The following is a 17,742-nucleotide window of genomic DNA, read 5'->3' as shown; positions in this document are numbered from 1 at the left end:
CGTGATAGAATTTGATTTCTATTACTTGGAGGGAGGGATACAAGATGAATAAGGTCATTGATTTGCAGAGTTGCCCCTTGAGTGGCTTGTTCTATGGTGGCCGGGCGGGCCAGAAAGAGGGCATTCTTATTGAAGGAGAGCCATGGATCGCCAAGTATCCTCGCACGACACGCGATCTTCAAGGACGCCATCTTCCCTCGTACACTTCAAGCCCCATCTCGGAGCATATTGGATCGCGCATATATGCGTCGCTCGGTATTCCTGCTCATGAAACGCAATTAGGCTATCGCAACGGCAAGATCGTGTGTGCTTGCAAAGATTTCACGTATCCCGATAAGCGGCTATTCGAGTTCAAGGAGATCAAGAATGCTCTTTCCGATGAGGATGAAGGGTTTTCTTCGGCTCCCTCTGACGGAGAGGTTATACTGCTCAGCGATGTCTTAGCGACAGTGGAATTGATACCTTTTATGCTCGGTATCAATGATGCTAAAGAGCGGTTTTGGGATATGTTCGTTGTTGACGCTCTCATCAAGAATCCGGATCGCAACAACGGGAATTGGGGCTTCTTGATGACAGCTCCTATGACGTATGAACTTGCGCCCGTGTACGATTTAGGCAGCTCGCTTTTTAGCAAGAGAGCTTCTTCGGTGACCGCTGAGCGTTTAGATGATGGCGAACTTCAAACGCAGGATGCATTTGGTACCAATGTTTCGTGCTATCGCCTGATCGATAGTGAAGGTGGCGCTCATGCTATCAACTCGTTCGATTACATGGCATCGACCAATAATCCCGATCTTGCCGCGGCGATAACCCGTATCGCGGAAGCCATGGACTTGGAAACGATCAACGCGATCATTGATGATATTCCGGAAGAAGCCTATGGACATATTCTTATGAGCGATCCTGTTCGAGCATCTCATAAGCGACTCATCCAGCAGCGCTTTGAAAAGGGTATTCTGCCGCTGTATGAACGACAAAAGCGTTAGGCCTTTATTGGCGACCTTAAAGATATCGGTGGAGCAATTTGAGCTCGCTGGCAGGATACGATAGTGCAGAAATCAACTCGTTGATCTGGATGTATCTTGCCGTCTTGTTCGCATCTGCTTCTTTACGTGTGGTTTGGCGTATCATCGTTGCTATGTGTGGAACGTTCATCATATGCATGTACGATGAAGTGCTGGATATCGTGCATCGGATCGAAGCGGGGCCTCATGACCATCTGTTGCCAGAGTGGCCCGCGCGACCGATCAGTGCACATCCTGGGGTCACAGCCCCCATCATCACCGCGCGTTTTGATACGGCGTGCCCGGAGCGCATAGGCGAAGGTTCGCTCGAAGCGCGTGAGCTCATCTGGGGCTACGAGGCTCCTTGGGCACCGAGGCAACTCGTATTCAACACGCGCCTCGATGGTGCTACAAAACCGCTCTGGTGCGACTCGATGCTTCATCGGCGCTGCCTCATTCCGTGCCGGTCATTCTTCGAGACGTCCGATACCGAAACCGTTTCAAGTCCGAAAACCGGTCGACCGATCAAACAGCACTATGAGTTCACTCTTTCGGACGGCGGTAGCATGCTGATCGGTGGCATTTGGCAGAACGACCGATTCAGCATGATAACGACCGAACCGAATGTAGATATGGCACCCATACATCATCGCATGCCGCTTATTGTGCGACCGAATGAGGTACGTCTGTGGTTCGGCCCCGATTTTCAGAACCTTGCCGACCGTTCGTCGGTTCGCTTGGAAGTGCTGCCAGAAACGTATCCGGGGCAACAGTTGACCCTGGGGGGTCTCTAGCGCTCGAGGAAATCTACCACGCCGCAGTGCGTGTGGTAGATGGCACCCGCGATGGTCAGAGCGCCCTTTGCGGATAGCGTAGCTAAGTCGGGCTGTTCAGAGAGCTCTCGCATGGCTGTACGGGTGTTCAGAACGCTTGCTTCGTACGGATCGGTAACAGCGCCGATAGCATCACGGATGCGTTCGGTGAGGGAAGCGACCGAGCCTCCTTCGCCATCGAGTGCTGCCCTGATCGCGCCACAATGGGTATGACCGAGCACCAAGAGCAGGCGTGTATGCAGGTGCTTGCACGCATACACTGCGCTCGCGGCTTCAAGGTCGCCGATCACGTTGCCCGCCACACGGATCACGAATAGTTCGCCAAGACCCGCCATGAAGATATGTTCGGGCACTACCCGCGAATCTGAGCACGTGATCACCGTAGCGAAGGGCTTTTGACCGCGCTCGAAGAGCTCCCGTATGCGCTCAGGTGAAAGATCGCGCTTATGGTCGAGCGCCTCCACATAGATGCGGTTGCCTGTGCGCAGCTGCACCAAAGCCTCATCTGCTGATACGTGCGCATCGATGTCGAAATCATCTGCGGTGTAGAAATTCTGCATAGGTATTCCTGTTCGTACGTTGGTGCAACTCATGGTACCTGAAATGGTTGCAATGAAATAACGCATCGAATGAGGAATTTATAATGCGTCCGAATAGGACTGAATAGGGAAGGAAATAGACCGATTAAGACCGAATAGTGTCGCGAATACGACTGAAAATGTCCGAATACTATGAATTATTGACCGATTAAGACTGAATACTACATTCTCTGCGACTGAATACGACCGATATGTGATACCGTCTTTACCATCAATCAGTGCGAACAGGGGCTGTCCCTGTTCGCCGAATACAAGAGGTGATGGAAATGGTCGTCATAGACGATCGGTACCGAGGCGCACCGACCGGCCCTCCGGCTGGTCCCCCCGGACCTGCAACAGCTCGTCTTCCTATGCTCGGCGATGCTCTTCCTGTAGAGGCGCTCTCGTTAGATGCGCTCTGCGGTAGCGCTCTTGCTGCCTATCGAGATGAGTTTGCGGCGCACAATGTGGACCATCCTTGGCTTGCTTTGTCGCAGGAAGACTTCCTTGTCCGACTGAACGCCGCCTCTCGGTCACCGGGGACAGGACGGTTGCACCCGACAAGAGCGGGACTGCTCATGTTTGGTTATGAACATGAAATAGCGATGGTGTTCCCAGGGTATGTGCTCGATTATCGCAAAGAAACGGATACGGGCGAGACCGAAACGCGCATCGTGTCGAACGATGGACGGTGGAGCGGTTGCGTATTCGATTTCTGGTCGCGCGTGTCCGATCGAATTGTCGCAAACGCTGACGGGGTCGGGCCGCCCTTGGGCCGCGCTCCAGCGAACGCGAATTGCGCTTTGGGCGATGCGGTGCGCGAAGGGCTGGCGAACGCGTTAGCGCATGCTGACTACGCCGGTCGACGGCATGTGGTCGTCACGCAGCGCTCCGATCGCATCGAGTACGCGAATCCTGGGCGCCTTCGCATACGAAGCGGGACTGCCTTTGACGGCGGCATTGCCGATCCGCGCAACCCAACGCTCATGAAGATGTTCGCGCTCATCGGTGTTTGCAAGGCAGCCGGTACGGGGCTTCCGCTCATAAAGCGCACCCTAGTGCAGATGGGCCTCCCTGAGCCGATCATCTCGCAACAGAGCGAACCCGATCGGACAGTGCTCACCGTTTCTCTTGCTGCAAGCCGCGCGCTTTGGGACGGCGCGCCGGTGAGCGCGGGAAGAGGACGGAGCGCATCTGACGGACAGCGCGAGCATGCGAATGCGTCTCTGTATGTCTCAGGCGAGAGTCCGCCATCGATAGCGGGAGCGCCTGCGCATCTCACGGATACCGATCGGGTTGATCGGTCGGAGCTCACCCCAACTCCGCAGAGCGTGAGCCTCTTTGCGGCCACGCTGGGCGGTGAGGATAGGGATGTACATGTCACTGCGCAGAGCGCGCATCATGCTGCTGCTCCGCGTGGACAGCTTGGAGAAGATGACGGGGCGATCGATGCCGCCATTGCGCGTGCTGCCGACGAGGATTGCCGATCAGTGCTCGAACTGTTCCGCTCCCAGCGCCGCATTCGCCGCGCTGATGTGGAAAGCATCTTAGGGATCGGATCGACCAAAGCGAAATCCATCGTGGCCACGCTTGTCTCCGATGGGCTGATCACCACTGAAGGAGGTGGACGTAGCACCTATTACACGCTCGCACTCAGATAGTGCCGAGCATGCGCAAGGGAGCTTGCCGGATGCGAGCTTTCGGGAAATTGCGCCTTACAGACCTGGGCAAGGATGAATAGGGATAGACCTTGCCCTACAAGACGGGACGAACAAATGAATACTATGAGGAATAAGCAACGGGTGACGATGCATCCTGCTATCGTTACAGGTATCTCAGTGGTGCTCGCATGCGCTCTGGCGCTTTCGATGACACCTGCACACGCATTATCAACTGCTGTATCTGCCGGTACGTCTTCAACGGCCGTATCGACCGATACGTCTTCGGCTGCTGCATCGACGGATGCATCGTCGGCCGCCGAATCGACCAGTACATCTTCGGCTACCGTATCGACCGACACGTCTACGACCGCACCTGTGGCGACAGAGCCAGTCGATACCCCTCCGACGACAGGATCGACCGAGGCGTCTTCAGGGGTCGCTCCAGCCAATGAGTCCGAGACACCCGATCCGCTCGGTGAGACGGACGCCAGCGAGATCGTGATCGATTACGATCTCGGGCCATCGTTTGCAGGCGCCACGGTGCCGATGGTCTTCGCAAAGCCCTCAGCGTGGGAACCGTTCATGGAGGGACACACGGCAACCGCCGTTTTCGATGCGGTGGGCGATGCGCATGGTCGTGGCTGCCTCAGCATTCCGAAGACGGTCTTTTCCACGGGAGAGGCGATCGAGGACCTTTCCGGATATCATCTCTTCTTGCTCGCCTACAAGAATAACGGGCTCAGCGAACATCAGAACAATCCAGGCCGTTTCGATCAGAACTGGTTCGAGCCAAAAGCGCCGGGCAGCGTCTATGGGTTCCAGCATCGCTTCATGGTGACCGATCAGGGCGCCGATCGCTATCGCGCTGAGCTCGCACCTGTGGGAAGCGCTCCTTTGGGCACCGGTGAGGTTCTTGATCTGCTCGGCGATTCCACGCATTTCGCGGTCGTGGCGAACTCCTTGCAGATTAAAGGAGACATGGAGGGCAACATCGCGACCAAGCACCTCTCGGGCCACGGCGAGATCGGCATCACCTCAGCGGTGACCGAGGCGGTCAGCGAGATGGGGATTCAAGTCTACGTTGAGTCCGATAAGGAAGAAGGCACCCCTATCATGCTCACGCTCTCTAACGCTCACACCGGCGAGGTGGTCGAGCACGTGGAGCTTGAAGCTGATGCGTGGGGGTGTGCGGAATACGTGTTCCGGATCAGCAAGACCGCGTTCACTTCGGCGGATGTGTATCGCATCTCCACCGCTGGCGAGGATGCGGAGATCATCACGCCCGATCTGGGGGTGGAGCCTGGAGCTATCATGGCGACCGAGAACGTCAATTACGCCAAGCACATCACCTGTACGATGCTGAACGGGAAGAATCCCATCAGCGATCATATCGTGACCACCGAGGATACCTATCCTGGCCGCAGCTTGACGCTGGAGACGGTCACCGAAGACGAGTTCGACGAGATCATCGACATCGATTGGATGCTCGATAACGCCGCGCGCCTCTCGAAGCGGCTCGCTCAGGCGGCTTCTGGTAATGGATATGCGGTCTATCATCTGAGCGCTGACGATCTTGCGGGCGGCAAGCGCCTCTCCATTGACTATGACGACCGCGACAACGCGATACTCAATGTGACCGTGCCCGCATCAACCTCGCGGTTCACGATCAGCCCCGATACGCTGATGCTCGGTTCGCATAATCTCAGCGATGGGCAAACATGGGATCGCTTCGCGAGCAAAGTGCTTTGGAACTTCGTCGATGAGCACGGGGAGCCCTACCAAGGCGCCGTGGCCACCTCGCGCACGATCAAAGGCACGTTCCTGGTGCCTCATGGCACGTTCAATCCGGATAGCTCATCACCCGCGCTGATCGTGGCTGACCAGGTCATCCAGGGCAACGGGGAGTTCCATAAGGTGCCGTTCGGTCGCAGTGGCGTTGCGAACTACAGCATGACGGTCTACCCGGATGGTGACGGTGATATCGACATCGACGACGACTGGCCGCCGCTCTCTCCGCTGCCGCCAGGCATCAGCGGTGGAGATGGTGACGACGGTGATGACACTGACCCGACCGATCCGACTGACCCGACCGACCCCACCGATCCGGTCGATCCCGATCAGCCGTCGGGTCCAGGTGCTGACGATGACGACCCTGAGCCGACCGAGCCGACGGTGAACATCCAGATCGAGGTGCCCGACGAAGACGATTACGGTCTCTATATCGACGAAGGACTCTCCGAACGCCGAACAGCATCCGAGGGGTTTGCAACCTTCGAAGAGGTGCCGGTAGCAGAGACGTTCGAATACTTCGTGAAAAACGAGAACACCGGTAGCATGAGCGACACCTTCCACATCAAAGAGATGGAGGATGACCTGTTCTCGTTCGAGTACGCCGATCAAGAGCCAGAGGTGTTCCGTACCACGCTTCTGATGGCGTTCTCGCCGCGCGCGCCATTGCCGGGAACCGATCCGGGTGATACTGAAAACCCAGATGTGCCGGACGACCCGAAGGATCCGACGAATCCCGATGAGCCTGAGAATCCCGATGTGCCCACCGGACCGGGTGACACAACCACCCCGACACCGGACGATTCTCACAAACCGGACACCCCGGACGATTCGCACGAGCCAACGGATCCCGATGATCCGCAACAACCAACAAACCCTGACGATTCGCGGGATCCGGATGCATCCGATGATCCGAATGACGCGGGCGCGCAGAAGCCCACCAAGCCTGTCGTTGGGCCGAACAGCCCTGCCGCAACGCCCATCACGCAGATGAAAGCATTGTCACGCACCATCGAGAGCGGCAGCCCTTCGCAGGGTGCTCGCACTGACGTGTCGAGGCGACAGCTTTCCCAGACCAACGACGACGTGAGCATCGTGATGGTCATGAGCATCGTGGCGCTCATGGCTGCTGCGGCAGCGAGCACGGCGGCGATCAGGTGGCTGCGTCGGACGCGCGAAGACGAAGCGATCTCAGATTTACCAATCTAGGGGGTTACGTAGACGAGAGGTTCATGTCATACTGCTAAGCGACCTTTAAAAGCGGTACAGAGAGACCGACAAGGTACGCGAGCTGCTTGCAGCACCTTATCTCGGTCCATCTGTGCGCACTACCCGGTAAGGAGTGTGTATGAGCGGACCTCTCGTCAAAACCACCTGCATGAATGAAGAGGATATTGACCGTGCGCTCACGCGTATGGCTCATCAGATCCTCGAAGCGAACCATGGCGCGCAGGGCTTGGCGCTCGTGGGCATCGTGACCCGCGGCGATATCCTAGCGAAGCGCCTTCAAGACAAGATCGAGCAGATAGAGGGCGTGCGGCTGCCGCTCGGCAAGCTCGACATCAGCTTCTATCGCGACGATTTCATGACGCATTTCGCGCCTGAGGTGCTCGGCACCGACATCCCCTTCGACATCGACGGCATGACGGTGGTGCTCGTTGATGACGTGCTCTATACGGGCCGCACCATCCGCGCGGCGCTCGATGCGCTGATGGATATCGGGCGTCCGGCGTCCGTGCAGCTCGCAGTGCTCGTCGATCGCGGTCACCGTGAGCTGCCCATTCGTGCTGATTATGTGGGCAAGAACGTGCCATCCGCCTCCGATGAGAGCGTGCGGCTGTTTTTGAAGGACGTTGACGGCGCGTCGGCCGTTGAGATTCTGGACATGGACCCCGGCCAGCGCGCGGGAGCGGCTCCGCTGGGCGCGAAGGAAGGGGTGGCCTAGATGGGATTCCCACACAAGCATCTCATTGACATCAGCGAGTATTCGGCAGACGAGATCATGCAGTTGCTGAAGACCGCCGAGAGCTTCAAGGAAGTGAATGAGCGGCGCATCAAGCAGGTGCCCACGCTCAAGGGCGCGACGATCGTCAACATGTTCAACGAGCCTTCCACGCGCACGCGCTCGAGCTTCGAGATCGCCGAGAAGCGCCTGTCGGCCAATAGTCTGAACTTCGGCGGTTCGAGCACGTCGAGCGTGAAAGGCGAGAGCCTCTCCGACACGGTAGAGACCTTGTGCTCCTACAAGATCGACATGATCATCGTGCGCGACAAGCATGCGGGCGTGCCGCGCAAGATCGCCGACCTTTCCGGCGTGCATGTGATCGACGCGGGTGACGGCAAGCACCAGCATCCCACCCAAGCGCTTCTCGACCTGTATTCCATTTGGGAGCACAAGGGTTCCTTTGAAGGATTGAACGTTGGCGTTGTGGGGGATATCAGCCATTCGCGCGTGTGCGGCTCGCTCATTCCAGCGCTCAAGATCATGGGCGCCAACGTTTGCGTCATCGCGCCGCCGACGCTCATCCCGGCGAATGTGGAGGTGCTCGGCGCCGATAGCGTGACGAGCGACTTCGACAGCGTGTTGCCCGATCTTGATGCGGTCTACATGCTGCGCGTGCAGCGTGAGCGGATGGAAGGTGCTCCCTTTCCCAGCCTGCGCGAGTACAACATGATGTTCGGTCTGACCCAGCAGCGCGATCGTCTGATGAAGCCAGACGCGATCATCTGCCATCCGGGCCCGATCAACCGCGGTGTGGAGCTCGATAGCTTCATGGCCGATCATCCGGACCGTTCGGTCATCCTAGACCAGGTCTATGCTGGCATTCTCGTGCGCATGGCTGCGCTCTATCTGCTGTTGGGAGGTTCTGAAGATGGCATTACTGCTTAAGAACGCGCGGGTGATCGACCCGCAGGTGGAACTCGATACGGTGTGCGATGTGCTGGTGCGCGATGGACGCATCGTGGAGGTTGGGCAAGATCTTGCCATGGAGAAGGGCGAGACCGTTGATCTGACGGGCAAGGTGCTCGTGCCAGGGCTGGTGGATATGCATGTGCATCTGCGCGAGCCCGGCTATGAGCAGAAGGAAGATATCGCGAGCGGCACGCGTGCGGCGGCGCATGGCGGCTTCACGGCAGTGTGCGCGATGCCGAACACTGCACCGGTGATCGATAACGCGGTTGGTGTGGAATACGTGAAGGCCCGCGCGGCTCAGGTGGGCAAGTGCCGAGTCATCGTCTCGGGTGCTTGCACCAAGGGGCTCGAAGGCGAGATCCTGGCTGAGATGGGTGATATGCACGCGCATGGCGTCAAGGCGTTCACCGACGATGGCCACGGCGTGCAGGATGCGGGCATGATGCGTCGCGTGATGGAGTACGCTTCGCAGTTCGACTGCGTGGTGATGCCGCACTGCCAGGATGATTCGCTGGTGGGCGAGGGTCAGGTCAATGAGGGTACGTGCTCCACCCGCCTCGGCATGTTCGGATGGCCAGCGGAAGGCGAAGAGCTTGAGATCATGCGCGATATTGCGCTGTGCCGCCTGACGGGCTGTCCGCTTCATATCCAGCACATCACGACCGCGCGCGGGCTTCAGCTGGTGCGGGATGCGAAGGCTGAAGGACTGCCCGTGACCTGCGAGGTCACACCGCATCATCTGTTCTTGACCGAGGACGACATCGACGACACCTACCCAACAGCGCTCAAGGTCAACCCGCCGCTGCGCACCGCTGCCGATGCGCGCGCCTTGATCGAAGGGGTGGCCGACGGCACGGTCGATGCCATCGTCACCGACCATGCGCCTCATACCGACTGGGAGAAGGATCGCGAATTCGAGCTGGCGCCCTTCGGCATGATCGGGCTGGAGACCGCGCTTTCGCTGGTGCTGACCAATCTGGTGAAGCCGGGCGTTATCGATTACGGCCGCATGGTCGACCTGATGGCGGTGCGCCCGCGCGCTATCCTGCGCGAAGAGCCCGTGCGTCTTGAGGCGGGTAGCATCGCTGATCTTACCGTCATCGATCCGGATGCCGCTTGGACGGTCGCACGTGCGGATTTCCTATCCAAGGCTGGCAATTCTGGCTTCATCGGTGCCGAGCTTGTCGGCAGAGCGACTGAGGTCTACGTGGGAGGCTACGCGACGCTCAAGGATGGTGTGATCGTTGAGTAGCGCGAGCGAGGCGCTTCTTGCGGGCACCTCGAAGGCACAGCGCGCACCAGCGCTTTTGGCGCTCGAGGATGGCATGGTGTTTCGTGGATTTGCGTGCGGGGCACCAGGTGAGGTGTTCGGCGAGGTATGCTTCAACACGTCTCTGGAAGGATATCTCGAGGTCATCACCGATCCGTCCTACGCAGGGCAGATCGTCACCCTTACCTATCCGCAAGTGGGCAACTATGGGGTGTGTCTTGACGATGTGCAGCACGAGTCGCCTGCGCTTCGGGGGCTGGTGGTGCGCGATCTGTGCGCGACCCCTTCCCACTGGCGCAGCGAGCTGAGCCTGTCTGAGTTTCTGCGCACTGCGGGCGTCGTTGCCATCGAAGGCGTGGACACTCGAAGCCTCGTGCGGCACATCCGCGAGGCGGGGGCCATGCGCGCGGGTCTTTCGACCCTCGACACAGATGAAACGAGCTTGCTCGCGAAGGTGTGCGCTGCCGAGGCGCTCGTGGGCGCGAATCTAGTGCGGACGGTATCGAGCGAGGCGTCGAAGCAGCATGGGCACCTGCCGAAAAGTCATGCCTTCGCGCTTGCTGATGCGATGCCGTCGAAGCACACGGTGGTTGCCTATGACTGTGGTGTGAAGGACGCTATTTTGCAGAATCTGGTGCGGTGCGGCTGCGAGGTGGTCACGGTGCCATGGGATACCTCGGCAGACGAGGTGCTCGCGCGTCGTCCCGATGGGGTGTTCCTCTCCAATGGCCCGGGGGACCCCGATGCGGTGTCAGAGACTGCCGCGCAGGCTGAGAAGTTGCTCGGGCACGTGCCGCTTTTCGGCATCTGTCTCGGGCACCAGATGCTCTCGAAAGCTGCTGGTGCGCGCATCGAGAAGCTGAAATACGGACATCGCGGCGGCAATCATCCTGTGATGAATCTGCTGAGCGGGCGTGTGGAGGTAACGGCGCAAAACCATGGCTTCGGCCCGGTTTTCTCAAGCTTGGGGCCGCTGATCGCTGAGGAATCGGGTGGCGTGTCGGCCCATGAGGACGATCTGCGCGCATGGGTGCGCCGCGGTGTGGCACCGGTCGTTGCCAACGAGCGCTTCGGCCGCATCCAGCTGACCCATGTGAATCTCAACGATGGTACGCCGGAGGGCATGGCGTTTCTGGATGTGCCCGCGTTCAGCGTGCAATACCATCCTGAGGCAGCGCCCGGGCCGACGGATGCGCATTATCTGTTCAGCGCGTTCATGCGTCTGATGGCAGGGGATCGGGACTATTTGAACATTGATATCGCCTGCGACCGCTTGGCTGGCTGGCGTTTCGCGGAGCAGAGGTGAGGGTCCATGCCGAGACGCAATGATATCGAGACCATCCTGGTGATCGGCAGCGGTCCGATCGTGATCGGACAGGCGTGCGAGTTCGATTATTCAGGCGCACAGGCGTGCAAGGCGCTTGCGCAGGATGGATATCGTGTGGTGCTGGTGAATTCTAATCCAGCCACCATCATGACCGACCCCAATCTGGCGGCGCGTACCTATATCGAGCCCATTACGGCCGAATCCATCACGCGGGTGATCGAGCGGGAGCGTCCGGATGCGCTTCTGCCCACGCTCGGAGGGCAAACGGCGCTCAATGCGGCGGTGGAGCTGGCGGAATCGGGCGTGCTCGCGCGCTTCGGGGTGCAGATGATCGGCTGCGATCTGGCGGCTATCCAGCGTGGCGAGGATCGCAAGGCTTTCAACGAGTGCATGGAAGAGCTGGGGATCGAAACGGCGCGTGGCGGCTATGCCTATTCGGTGGCTGATGCTGAGTCCCTTGCCCGTAAGATCGGTTTTCCGGTGGTGCTGCGGCCTTCGTTCACGCTTGGCGGCGCTGGCGGTGGCATCGCTCACGACGAAGACGAACTGCGCCGTATCGTCGCTCAAGGCATCGAGCTTTCCCCGGTAGGCGAGGTGTTGGTGGAAGAGTCCATCGAAGGGTGGAAGGAATACGAGATGGAGGTGATGCGCGACAGCGCCGGAAACGGCATCATCGTGTGCTCCATCGAAAATCTCGATCCTATGGGCGTCCATACCGGAGACTCCATCACGGTGGCGCCGGCGCAGACGCTCTCCGATATCGAGTACCAGCGCATGCGCGTGGCCTCTCTTGCCATCTTGGAGCGCATTGGCGTTGAGACCGGTGGTTCCAATGTGCAGTTCGCGGTCGATCCGAGAAGCGGGCGCATGATCGTCATCGAGATGAACCCGCGCGTGTCGCGCTCATCGGCGCTGGCATCGAAGGCGACCGGATTCCCCATTGCGAAGGTGGCGGCGAAACTGGCCGTCGGTTATACCCTTGACGAGATCACCAATGACATCACCCAAGCGACACCAGCCTGCTTCGAGCCCGCTATCGATTACTGCGTGGTGAAGGTGCCGCGCTTCGCGTTTGAGAAGTTCCAGGGTGCTGATGACACCTTGTCCACGCGCATGAAGGCGGTGGGCGAAGTGATGGCGATCGGGCGCACGTTTGAAGAGGCGTTTGGCAAGGCGCTCCGTTCGCTTGAGGATGGCCGTGCTGGCGCACTGCCAGAAGAGAGGGAAGCGGCACCTACGCTCGATGAGCTGAAGCAGGCTATCGCGCGCCCCACGCCCGAGCGCATATTCGCGGTGATGGAGGCGCTCGCATGCGGTTTGAGCCAAGACGAGGTATGCGCTCTTACCGGTATCGATCCGTTCTTCGTTGCTCGGATGGCGGATATGGCAGCGGTGGGCAGTGCGCTTTCCCGCATGCGCATCGATGAGGTGGATGTGGATGCGATGGCGACCCTCAAGCGCTTCGGTATCTCCGATGCTGAGATCGCACGCGCAACGAGGGCTATGGAAGCTGAGGTGCGGGCACGGCGCAAAGCGCTCGGGGTCATCCCGGCCTTCAAGACCGTTGACACCTGCGCAGCGGAGTTTGCCAGCCATACCGATTATCTCTACAAGACCTACGATGCTGACACCACCGAGGTCACCCGGAGCGATTCGCCGCGTGTGATGATCTTGGGCGCTGGGCCTAACCGCATCGGTCAGGGCATCGAGTTCGATTATTGCTGCGTGCATGCCAGCTATGCGCTCAGCCAGCGTGGTTTCGAGACCATCATGGTGAACTGTAACCCTGAGACGGTCTCCACCGACTACGACACCTCCGATAAGCTCTACTTCGAGCCGCTGACGTTCGAAGATGTCATGGATATCGTTGATGCGGAGCAGCCGTGCGGCGTCATCGTGACGCTGGGTGGCCAGACGCCTTTGAAGCTTGCGGGACGCTTGCAGGCAGCCGGGGTGCCCATCATGGGCACCGCACCTGAGGCGATCGACTTGGCGGAGGATCGCGACCGCTTCGCGGCGATGCTCGACCGGCTCGCTATCTCGTATCCGCCTGCGGGTATGGCAGAGACCTACCAAGAGGCGTTGCAGGTAGCCGACCGCATCGGGTTTCCATTGCTCGTGCGCCCAAGCTACGTGCTGGGCGGACGCGGCATGGCCATCGTCTACGACAGCGTCCAGCTCGAGCGCTTCATGGGCGAGGCAGCGCGCATATCACCCCATCATCCGGTGTATCTCGATCGGTTCTTGGAAGGCGCGGTGGAGCTTGACCTCGATGCGCTCTGCGATGGGGAGACGGTCTATATCGGCGGCATCCTCGAGCATATCGAGATGGCGGGCATCCATTCGGGCGACTCGGCCTGCTGCATCCCGCCGTTCGCGCTGCCCGAGGCTATCCAGCAGCGTCTGCGCGATATCGCACGTATGCTAGCGCTGGAGCTTGGCGTGGTAGGGTTGCTCAACATTCAGTTCGCCATCAAAGATGGGGTCGTATATGTGATCGAAGCGAACCCACGGGCGAGTCGCACGGTGCCGTTCGTGTCGAAGGCAACGGGCGTGCCTCTGGCCAAGATAGCGGCGCGCGTGATGGCAGGAGAGAAGCTCGCGGACATGGGCTTGCCCGACGAGATGCACGATCAGGGCTATTTCTTCGTGAAGGAAGCCGTCATGCCGTGGGGTCGCTTCCCGGGAGCGGATGTGGTGCTCGGCCCTGAGATGAAGTCCACCGGGGAAGTGATGGGCATCGCACGGGATTTCCCGACTGCCTACATGAAGACCCAGATGGCCATCGATTACGCGGTGCCTGATGGGGGCTGTGCCTTCATATCGGTGAACGACCGTGACAAGCGCAGCGTGCTTCCCATCGCGCGCGACCTCAAGCGATCGGGCTTCTCTTTAGTGGCAACGAGCGGCACGGCTCGTGCGCTGCGCGCGGGCGGCATCGTTTGCGAAGAGGTGGGTAAGATATACGAAGGGTCAGATGCTGTTACGAATCGCATCGCATGCGGTGAGATAACCTTGCTGGTGAACACGCCCATGGGCTCAGCGACGCGCGATGACGGCTACGAGCTGCGTGCGGCCGCGATCCGGCACGGAGTCACCTGCGTGACCACCATCGCGGCAGCGCAGGCCATGGTGGCGGGCATGGAGGCGCTTCGCGCGGGGTCGCTCGAGGCCGTCTGCTTGCAAGATATGCCGCATTGGAAGGAGGATCAGGATGCTCTTCGATGAGATAGCGACCGTAACGGCGAATCAGAAGCTGGGGCCGGGTCTGTACCTGATGACGCTCAAGGCGCCCCGCTGCGCGCTCGAGATTCAGCCCGGTCAATTCGTGCACATGATGATCTCCACGAATCCGGCCCATGTGCTGCGGCGTCCGTTCTCGGTGTATGCGGTCGATGCTCGCACCGAGCTGATCGACGTGCTGTACCAGGTGGTGGGCAGCGGCACCTTCGAGATGACGAAATGGCAGGCAGGCACGCGAACGGCCGTGGTGGCACCGGTGGGTCGCGGATGGAGCCCACCCTACAACGCGCGTCGCGCGCTGCTGATAGGAGGCGGTGTGGGAGCGGCGCCGCTGTATATGCTGTGCAACCAGCTGCTCGATAAAGGCGCCGATGTTGACGTGGTGCTCGGAGCGGCCACCGCCGATTGCCTGGTGTGCCTTGACCGCTACTTCGATCTGCGCAAACCGGGTCTGCGCGTGCTGCATACCACCGATGATGGCAGCGCGGGTGCGCAGGGCTTTTGCACCGAGCTTGCCGAGGACGCCTTGGCGCTGGCTGCGCGTACGGGCAAGCGCTACGATTATGTGGCAGCCTGCGGTCCTGAGCCTATGATGCGCATCGCTACAGGCTTGGCGAAGCTCTACGGCATCCCATGCGAGGTATCGCTTGAGCGCCGTATGGCATGTGGCATAGGCGCATGCCTGAGCTGTGTGGTCGATACGGTTGAAGGCAAGAAGCGCGCCTGTGTTGACGGGCCGGTATTCGATATCAGGGAGCTGCCATGGTGAACATGAACGTGAATCTGGGCGGGCTGTTCATGAAGAACCCCGTGACCACCGCATCGGGCACCTTCGCGGCGGGAATGGAGTTCGCCGATTTCGTCAACGTGGGCGATTTAGGGGCGGTCACCACCAAAGGCGTCTCGTTACACGGCTGGGAGGGAAACGACGCTCCGCGCATCGCCGAGACCGCGAGCGGCATGCTGAATTCCATCGGCCTTCAAAACCCCGGCGTGGCGCACCTGAAAGATGTTGAGCTTCCGTGGCTTGCCGAACAGGGGGCCCGCATCATCGTGAACGTGTCGGGGCACAGCATCGAGGAATATCGCGAGGTCATCTATGCGCTCGAGGATACGCCAGCCGATGCGTACGAGGTGAACGTGTCATGTCCGAACGTGGATGCGGGCGGCATGACGATGGGATGCGACCCTGCTCTGGTGTCGAAAGTGGTGGAGACCTGTCGGCAGGCTACCTTGAAGCCGCTGATCGTGAAGCTCACGCCGAACGTAACCGATATCACCGAGATAGCGAAGGCAGCGGTAGCGGCGGGCGCGGATGCGCTCTCGCTGATCAACACGTTGCTCGGCATGGCTATCGATGCCCACACCCGCCGTCCGAAGTTGGCGCGCGTCGTGGGAGGCTTGTCGGGCCCTGCGATCAAGCCGGTGGCGTTGCGCATGGTGTGGGAGTGCTACAAGGTCACCTCGGTGCCGATCCTTGGCATGGGCGGTATCGCCACTGCCGAGGATGCGGTGGAGTTCATGTTGGCTGGTGCGACGGCGGTGGCCGTGGGCACGGCGAACTTCACCAATCCACATGCGAGCATTCATGTTGTCCGCGGCATCGAGCGCTATTGTCGCGAGCACGGGGTAGAGGATGTCAACGAGCTAGTAGGAGGTCTGCTGTGCTGACGTCGTTTCAGGAGGAACGTCTGCGCGAGAGGGTCATTGTTGCGCTGGATTGCGAGGCTGACAAAGCCATTGCCATCGCCTATGAATTGGCAGGAGAAGCTGCGTGGGTCAAGATCGGCATGACGCTGTATTACGCGTATGGCACCGATCTGGTCAAGATGTTGAAGAAGCGCGGGTACAAGGTGTTCCTCGATCTGAAGTTCTTCGACATTCCCCATCAGGTGCGCGGTGCGGCGCGCTCGGCGGCGGAGTCGGGTGCCGATATGGTGACCATGCATACGATGGGCGGCGTACCGATGATGCGAGCGGCGCAAGAAGGCGCGATTGAGGGCGCTGCGGCGCATGGCGCCGAGACACCGGTGACCCTTGGCATCACGGTGCTCACTTCCATGGATGAGACGACGCTGCACCAGTGCGGCATCGATCGTCCCATGCAGGATCAGGTCTTAAGCCTCGCGAGCTTGACGACTGAAGCGGGCATATCCGGCGTGGTGGCCTCGCCTCAAGAAGCAGCGGCCCTGCGCGCCCAAATGGGCCCTGATGCCTATATCGTCTGTCCTGGCGTGCGCCCAGCGGGGGCGGCGCTCGGAGATCAAAGTCGTGTTGCCACGCCTGCTGCTGCGTTCGCTGCGGGCGCTTCGCATATCGTGGTCGGGCGTCCCATCACCGAAGCCGATGATCCGGTCGCAGCGTTCCGAGCGATCGCGGCCGAACTTGAGCAGGGCTGACCGATGGGACGCAAGGGAAACTTGTTCGTCATATCGGGTCCGTCAGGTGCGGGCAAGGGCACGCTGGTACGCCGATTGCTCGCTGAGGTTCCCGATACGTGGGCATCGGTGTCGGCCACCACGCGCGCACCACGCGCAGGCGAGGTGGACGGCAGGGAGTATTTCTTCCTCACGCGCGAAGAGTTCGAGCAGCGCATCGCCGAGGGTGGCTTTTTGGAGTGGGCCGAATATGACGGCAATCTTTACGGCACGCCGCTAGCATCGGTGCGCCAGCATGTGGATGCAGGCGAACAGGTGATCTTAGAGATCGAGGTGCAAGGGGCCGATCAGGTGCGCGAACGCATGCCCGCGTGCAAGCTGGTGTTCATCGCTCCGCCTTCGCTCGAAGTGCTCGAAGCGCGCCTGCGCGGGCGCGGGACCAACACGGAGGCCTCCATCGCAAGTCGCATGCGCACGGCAGAGGTGGAGCTTTCGCGTAAAGTGGGGTATGATTTAGTGCTTGTGAATGACGACTTGGATGTTGCGGCTGCTGAGCTTGCAGCATATGTCAACCGATCAGCTGAGAAGGATTGAGGCAGAAGAGCATGAGTATTATCGAGCCGCCCATTGACGTGCTTTTGGAAGACGCTGACAACGACCGTTTCCTTCTATGCACGATGGCATCGAAGCGCGCCCACGACATCAACGATATGATGCGCGGTCAACGCGATCGCGCGATCGCGTTG

Annotated in this window: 15 protein-coding genes; 14 read left to right on the top strand and 1 reads right to left on the bottom strand. The window is 59.9% G+C overall.

Going from position 1 to position 17,742, the window contains the following annotated elements; translation table 11 throughout:
* The first annotated feature begins 44 nt into the window (after positions 1 to 44).
* Both NFR19_RS02815 and NFR19_RS02810 read left to right on the top strand, forming a co-directional pair.
* The gene (locus tag NFR19_RS02815) at positions 45 to 986 is read left to right on the top strand and encodes a HipA domain-containing protein (RefSeq protein WP_251212266.1); all 942 of its coding nucleotides are present in this window, start codon (positions 45 to 47) and stop codon (positions 984 to 986) included.
* A gap of 89 nt (positions 987 to 1,075) precedes the next feature.
* A complete protein-coding gene (locus tag NFR19_RS02810; RefSeq protein WP_349665502.1) occupies positions 1,076 to 1,798 on the top strand; it encodes an SOS response-associated peptidase family protein in 723 nt (240 codons plus the stop codon).
* Here the strand turns inward: NFR19_RS02810 and NFR19_RS02805 are convergent.
* Positions 1,795 to 2,397: a carbonic anhydrase gene (locus NFR19_RS02805; protein ID WP_251212264.1), complete on the bottom strand. Its 603-nt coding sequence runs from the start codon at positions 2,395 to 2,397 to the stop codon at positions 1,795 to 1,797. The two genes, NFR19_RS02810 and NFR19_RS02805, sit on opposite strands and share 4 nt — an antisense overlap.
* 305 nt (positions 2,398 to 2,702) lie before the next feature.
* Here NFR19_RS02805 and NFR19_RS02800 point away from each other — a divergent pair, with 305 nt between their 5' ends.
* The 12 genes from NFR19_RS02800 to NFR19_RS02745 all read left to right on the top strand — a co-directional run.
* Positions 2,703 to 4,076, top strand: a complete 1,374-nt coding sequence (locus NFR19_RS02800; protein WP_251212263.1) for a DUF8451 domain-containing protein — start codon at positions 2,703 to 2,705, stop codon at positions 4,074 to 4,076.
* A 123-nt stretch (positions 4,077 to 4,199) separates the two neighbouring features.
* On the top strand, positions 4,200 to 7,073 hold the full coding sequence (locus tag NFR19_RS02795) for a hypothetical protein (protein WP_251212262.1): 2,874 nt from the start codon (positions 4,200 to 4,202) through the stop codon (positions 7,071 to 7,073).
* 139 nt (positions 7,074 to 7,212) lie between these two features.
* Positions 7,213 to 7,809, top strand: a complete 597-nt coding sequence (gene pyrR / locus NFR19_RS02790) for a bifunctional pyr operon transcriptional regulator/uracil phosphoribosyltransferase PyrR (protein ID WP_251212261.1) — start codon at positions 7,213 to 7,215, stop codon at positions 7,807 to 7,809.
* Positions 7,810 to 8,754 carry an aspartate carbamoyltransferase catalytic subunit gene (locus tag NFR19_RS02785; protein ID WP_251212260.1) on the top strand — a complete coding sequence of 315 codons (945 nt, stop codon included), beginning with the start codon at positions 7,810 to 7,812 and terminating at the stop codon, positions 8,752 to 8,754.
* Positions 8,738 to 10,030 (top strand): dihydroorotase, encoded by a 1,293-nt coding sequence (locus NFR19_RS02780; protein WP_251212259.1) that lies wholly within the window; start codon positions 8,738 to 8,740, stop codon positions 10,028 to 10,030. The genes NFR19_RS02785 and NFR19_RS02780 overlap by 17 nt, the downstream gene beginning before the upstream one ends.
* Positions 10,023 to 11,354, top strand: a complete 1,332-nt coding sequence (carA, locus tag NFR19_RS02775) for a glutamine-hydrolyzing carbamoyl-phosphate synthase small subunit (protein ID WP_251212258.1) — start codon at positions 10,023 to 10,025, stop codon at positions 11,352 to 11,354. Before NFR19_RS02780 ends, carA begins: the two co-directional genes overlap by 8 nt.
* Positions 11,355 to 11,360: 6 nt before the next feature.
* A complete protein-coding gene (carB, locus tag NFR19_RS02770; RefSeq protein WP_251212257.1) occupies positions 11,361 to 14,603 on the top strand; it encodes a carbamoyl-phosphate synthase large subunit in 3,243 nt (1,080 codons plus the stop codon).
* Entirely contained in the window at positions 14,590 to 15,387 is a 798-nt protein-coding gene (locus tag NFR19_RS02765; RefSeq protein ID WP_251212256.1) for a dihydroorotate dehydrogenase electron transfer subunit, read from the top strand. Before carB ends, NFR19_RS02765 begins: the two co-directional genes overlap by 14 nt.
* Complete coding sequence (locus NFR19_RS02760) at positions 15,381 to 16,289, top strand: dihydroorotate dehydrogenase (protein ID WP_251212255.1); 909 nt, start codon at positions 15,381 to 15,383, stop codon at positions 16,287 to 16,289. The genes NFR19_RS02765 and NFR19_RS02760 overlap by 7 nt, the downstream gene beginning before the upstream one ends.
* Positions 16,283 to 17,017, top strand: a complete 735-nt coding sequence (gene pyrF, locus NFR19_RS02755) for an orotidine-5'-phosphate decarboxylase (protein WP_251212254.1) — start codon at positions 16,283 to 16,285, stop codon at positions 17,015 to 17,017. Before NFR19_RS02760 ends, pyrF begins: the two co-directional genes overlap by 7 nt.
* 3 nt (positions 17,018 to 17,020) lie before the next feature.
* On the top strand, positions 17,021 to 17,590 hold the full coding sequence (gmk, locus tag NFR19_RS02750) for a guanylate kinase (protein ID WP_251212253.1): 570 nt from the start codon (positions 17,021 to 17,023) through the stop codon (positions 17,588 to 17,590).
* 11 nt (positions 17,591 to 17,601) lie between these two features.
* A partial coding sequence (locus NFR19_RS02745; RefSeq protein ID WP_251212344.1) for a DNA-directed RNA polymerase subunit omega occupies positions 17,602 to 17,742 on the top strand: 141 nt, incomplete at its 3' end.

This window comes from Adlercreutzia murintestinalis, from assembly GCF_943192905.1.
Lineage (GTDB): Bacteria > Actinomycetota > Coriobacteriia > Coriobacteriales > Eggerthellaceae > Adlercreutzia_A > Adlercreutzia_A murintestinalis.
The sequence above is the reverse complement of the archived record's forward strand: the minus strand, read 5'-3'. Positions and strand labels throughout refer to the sequence as shown.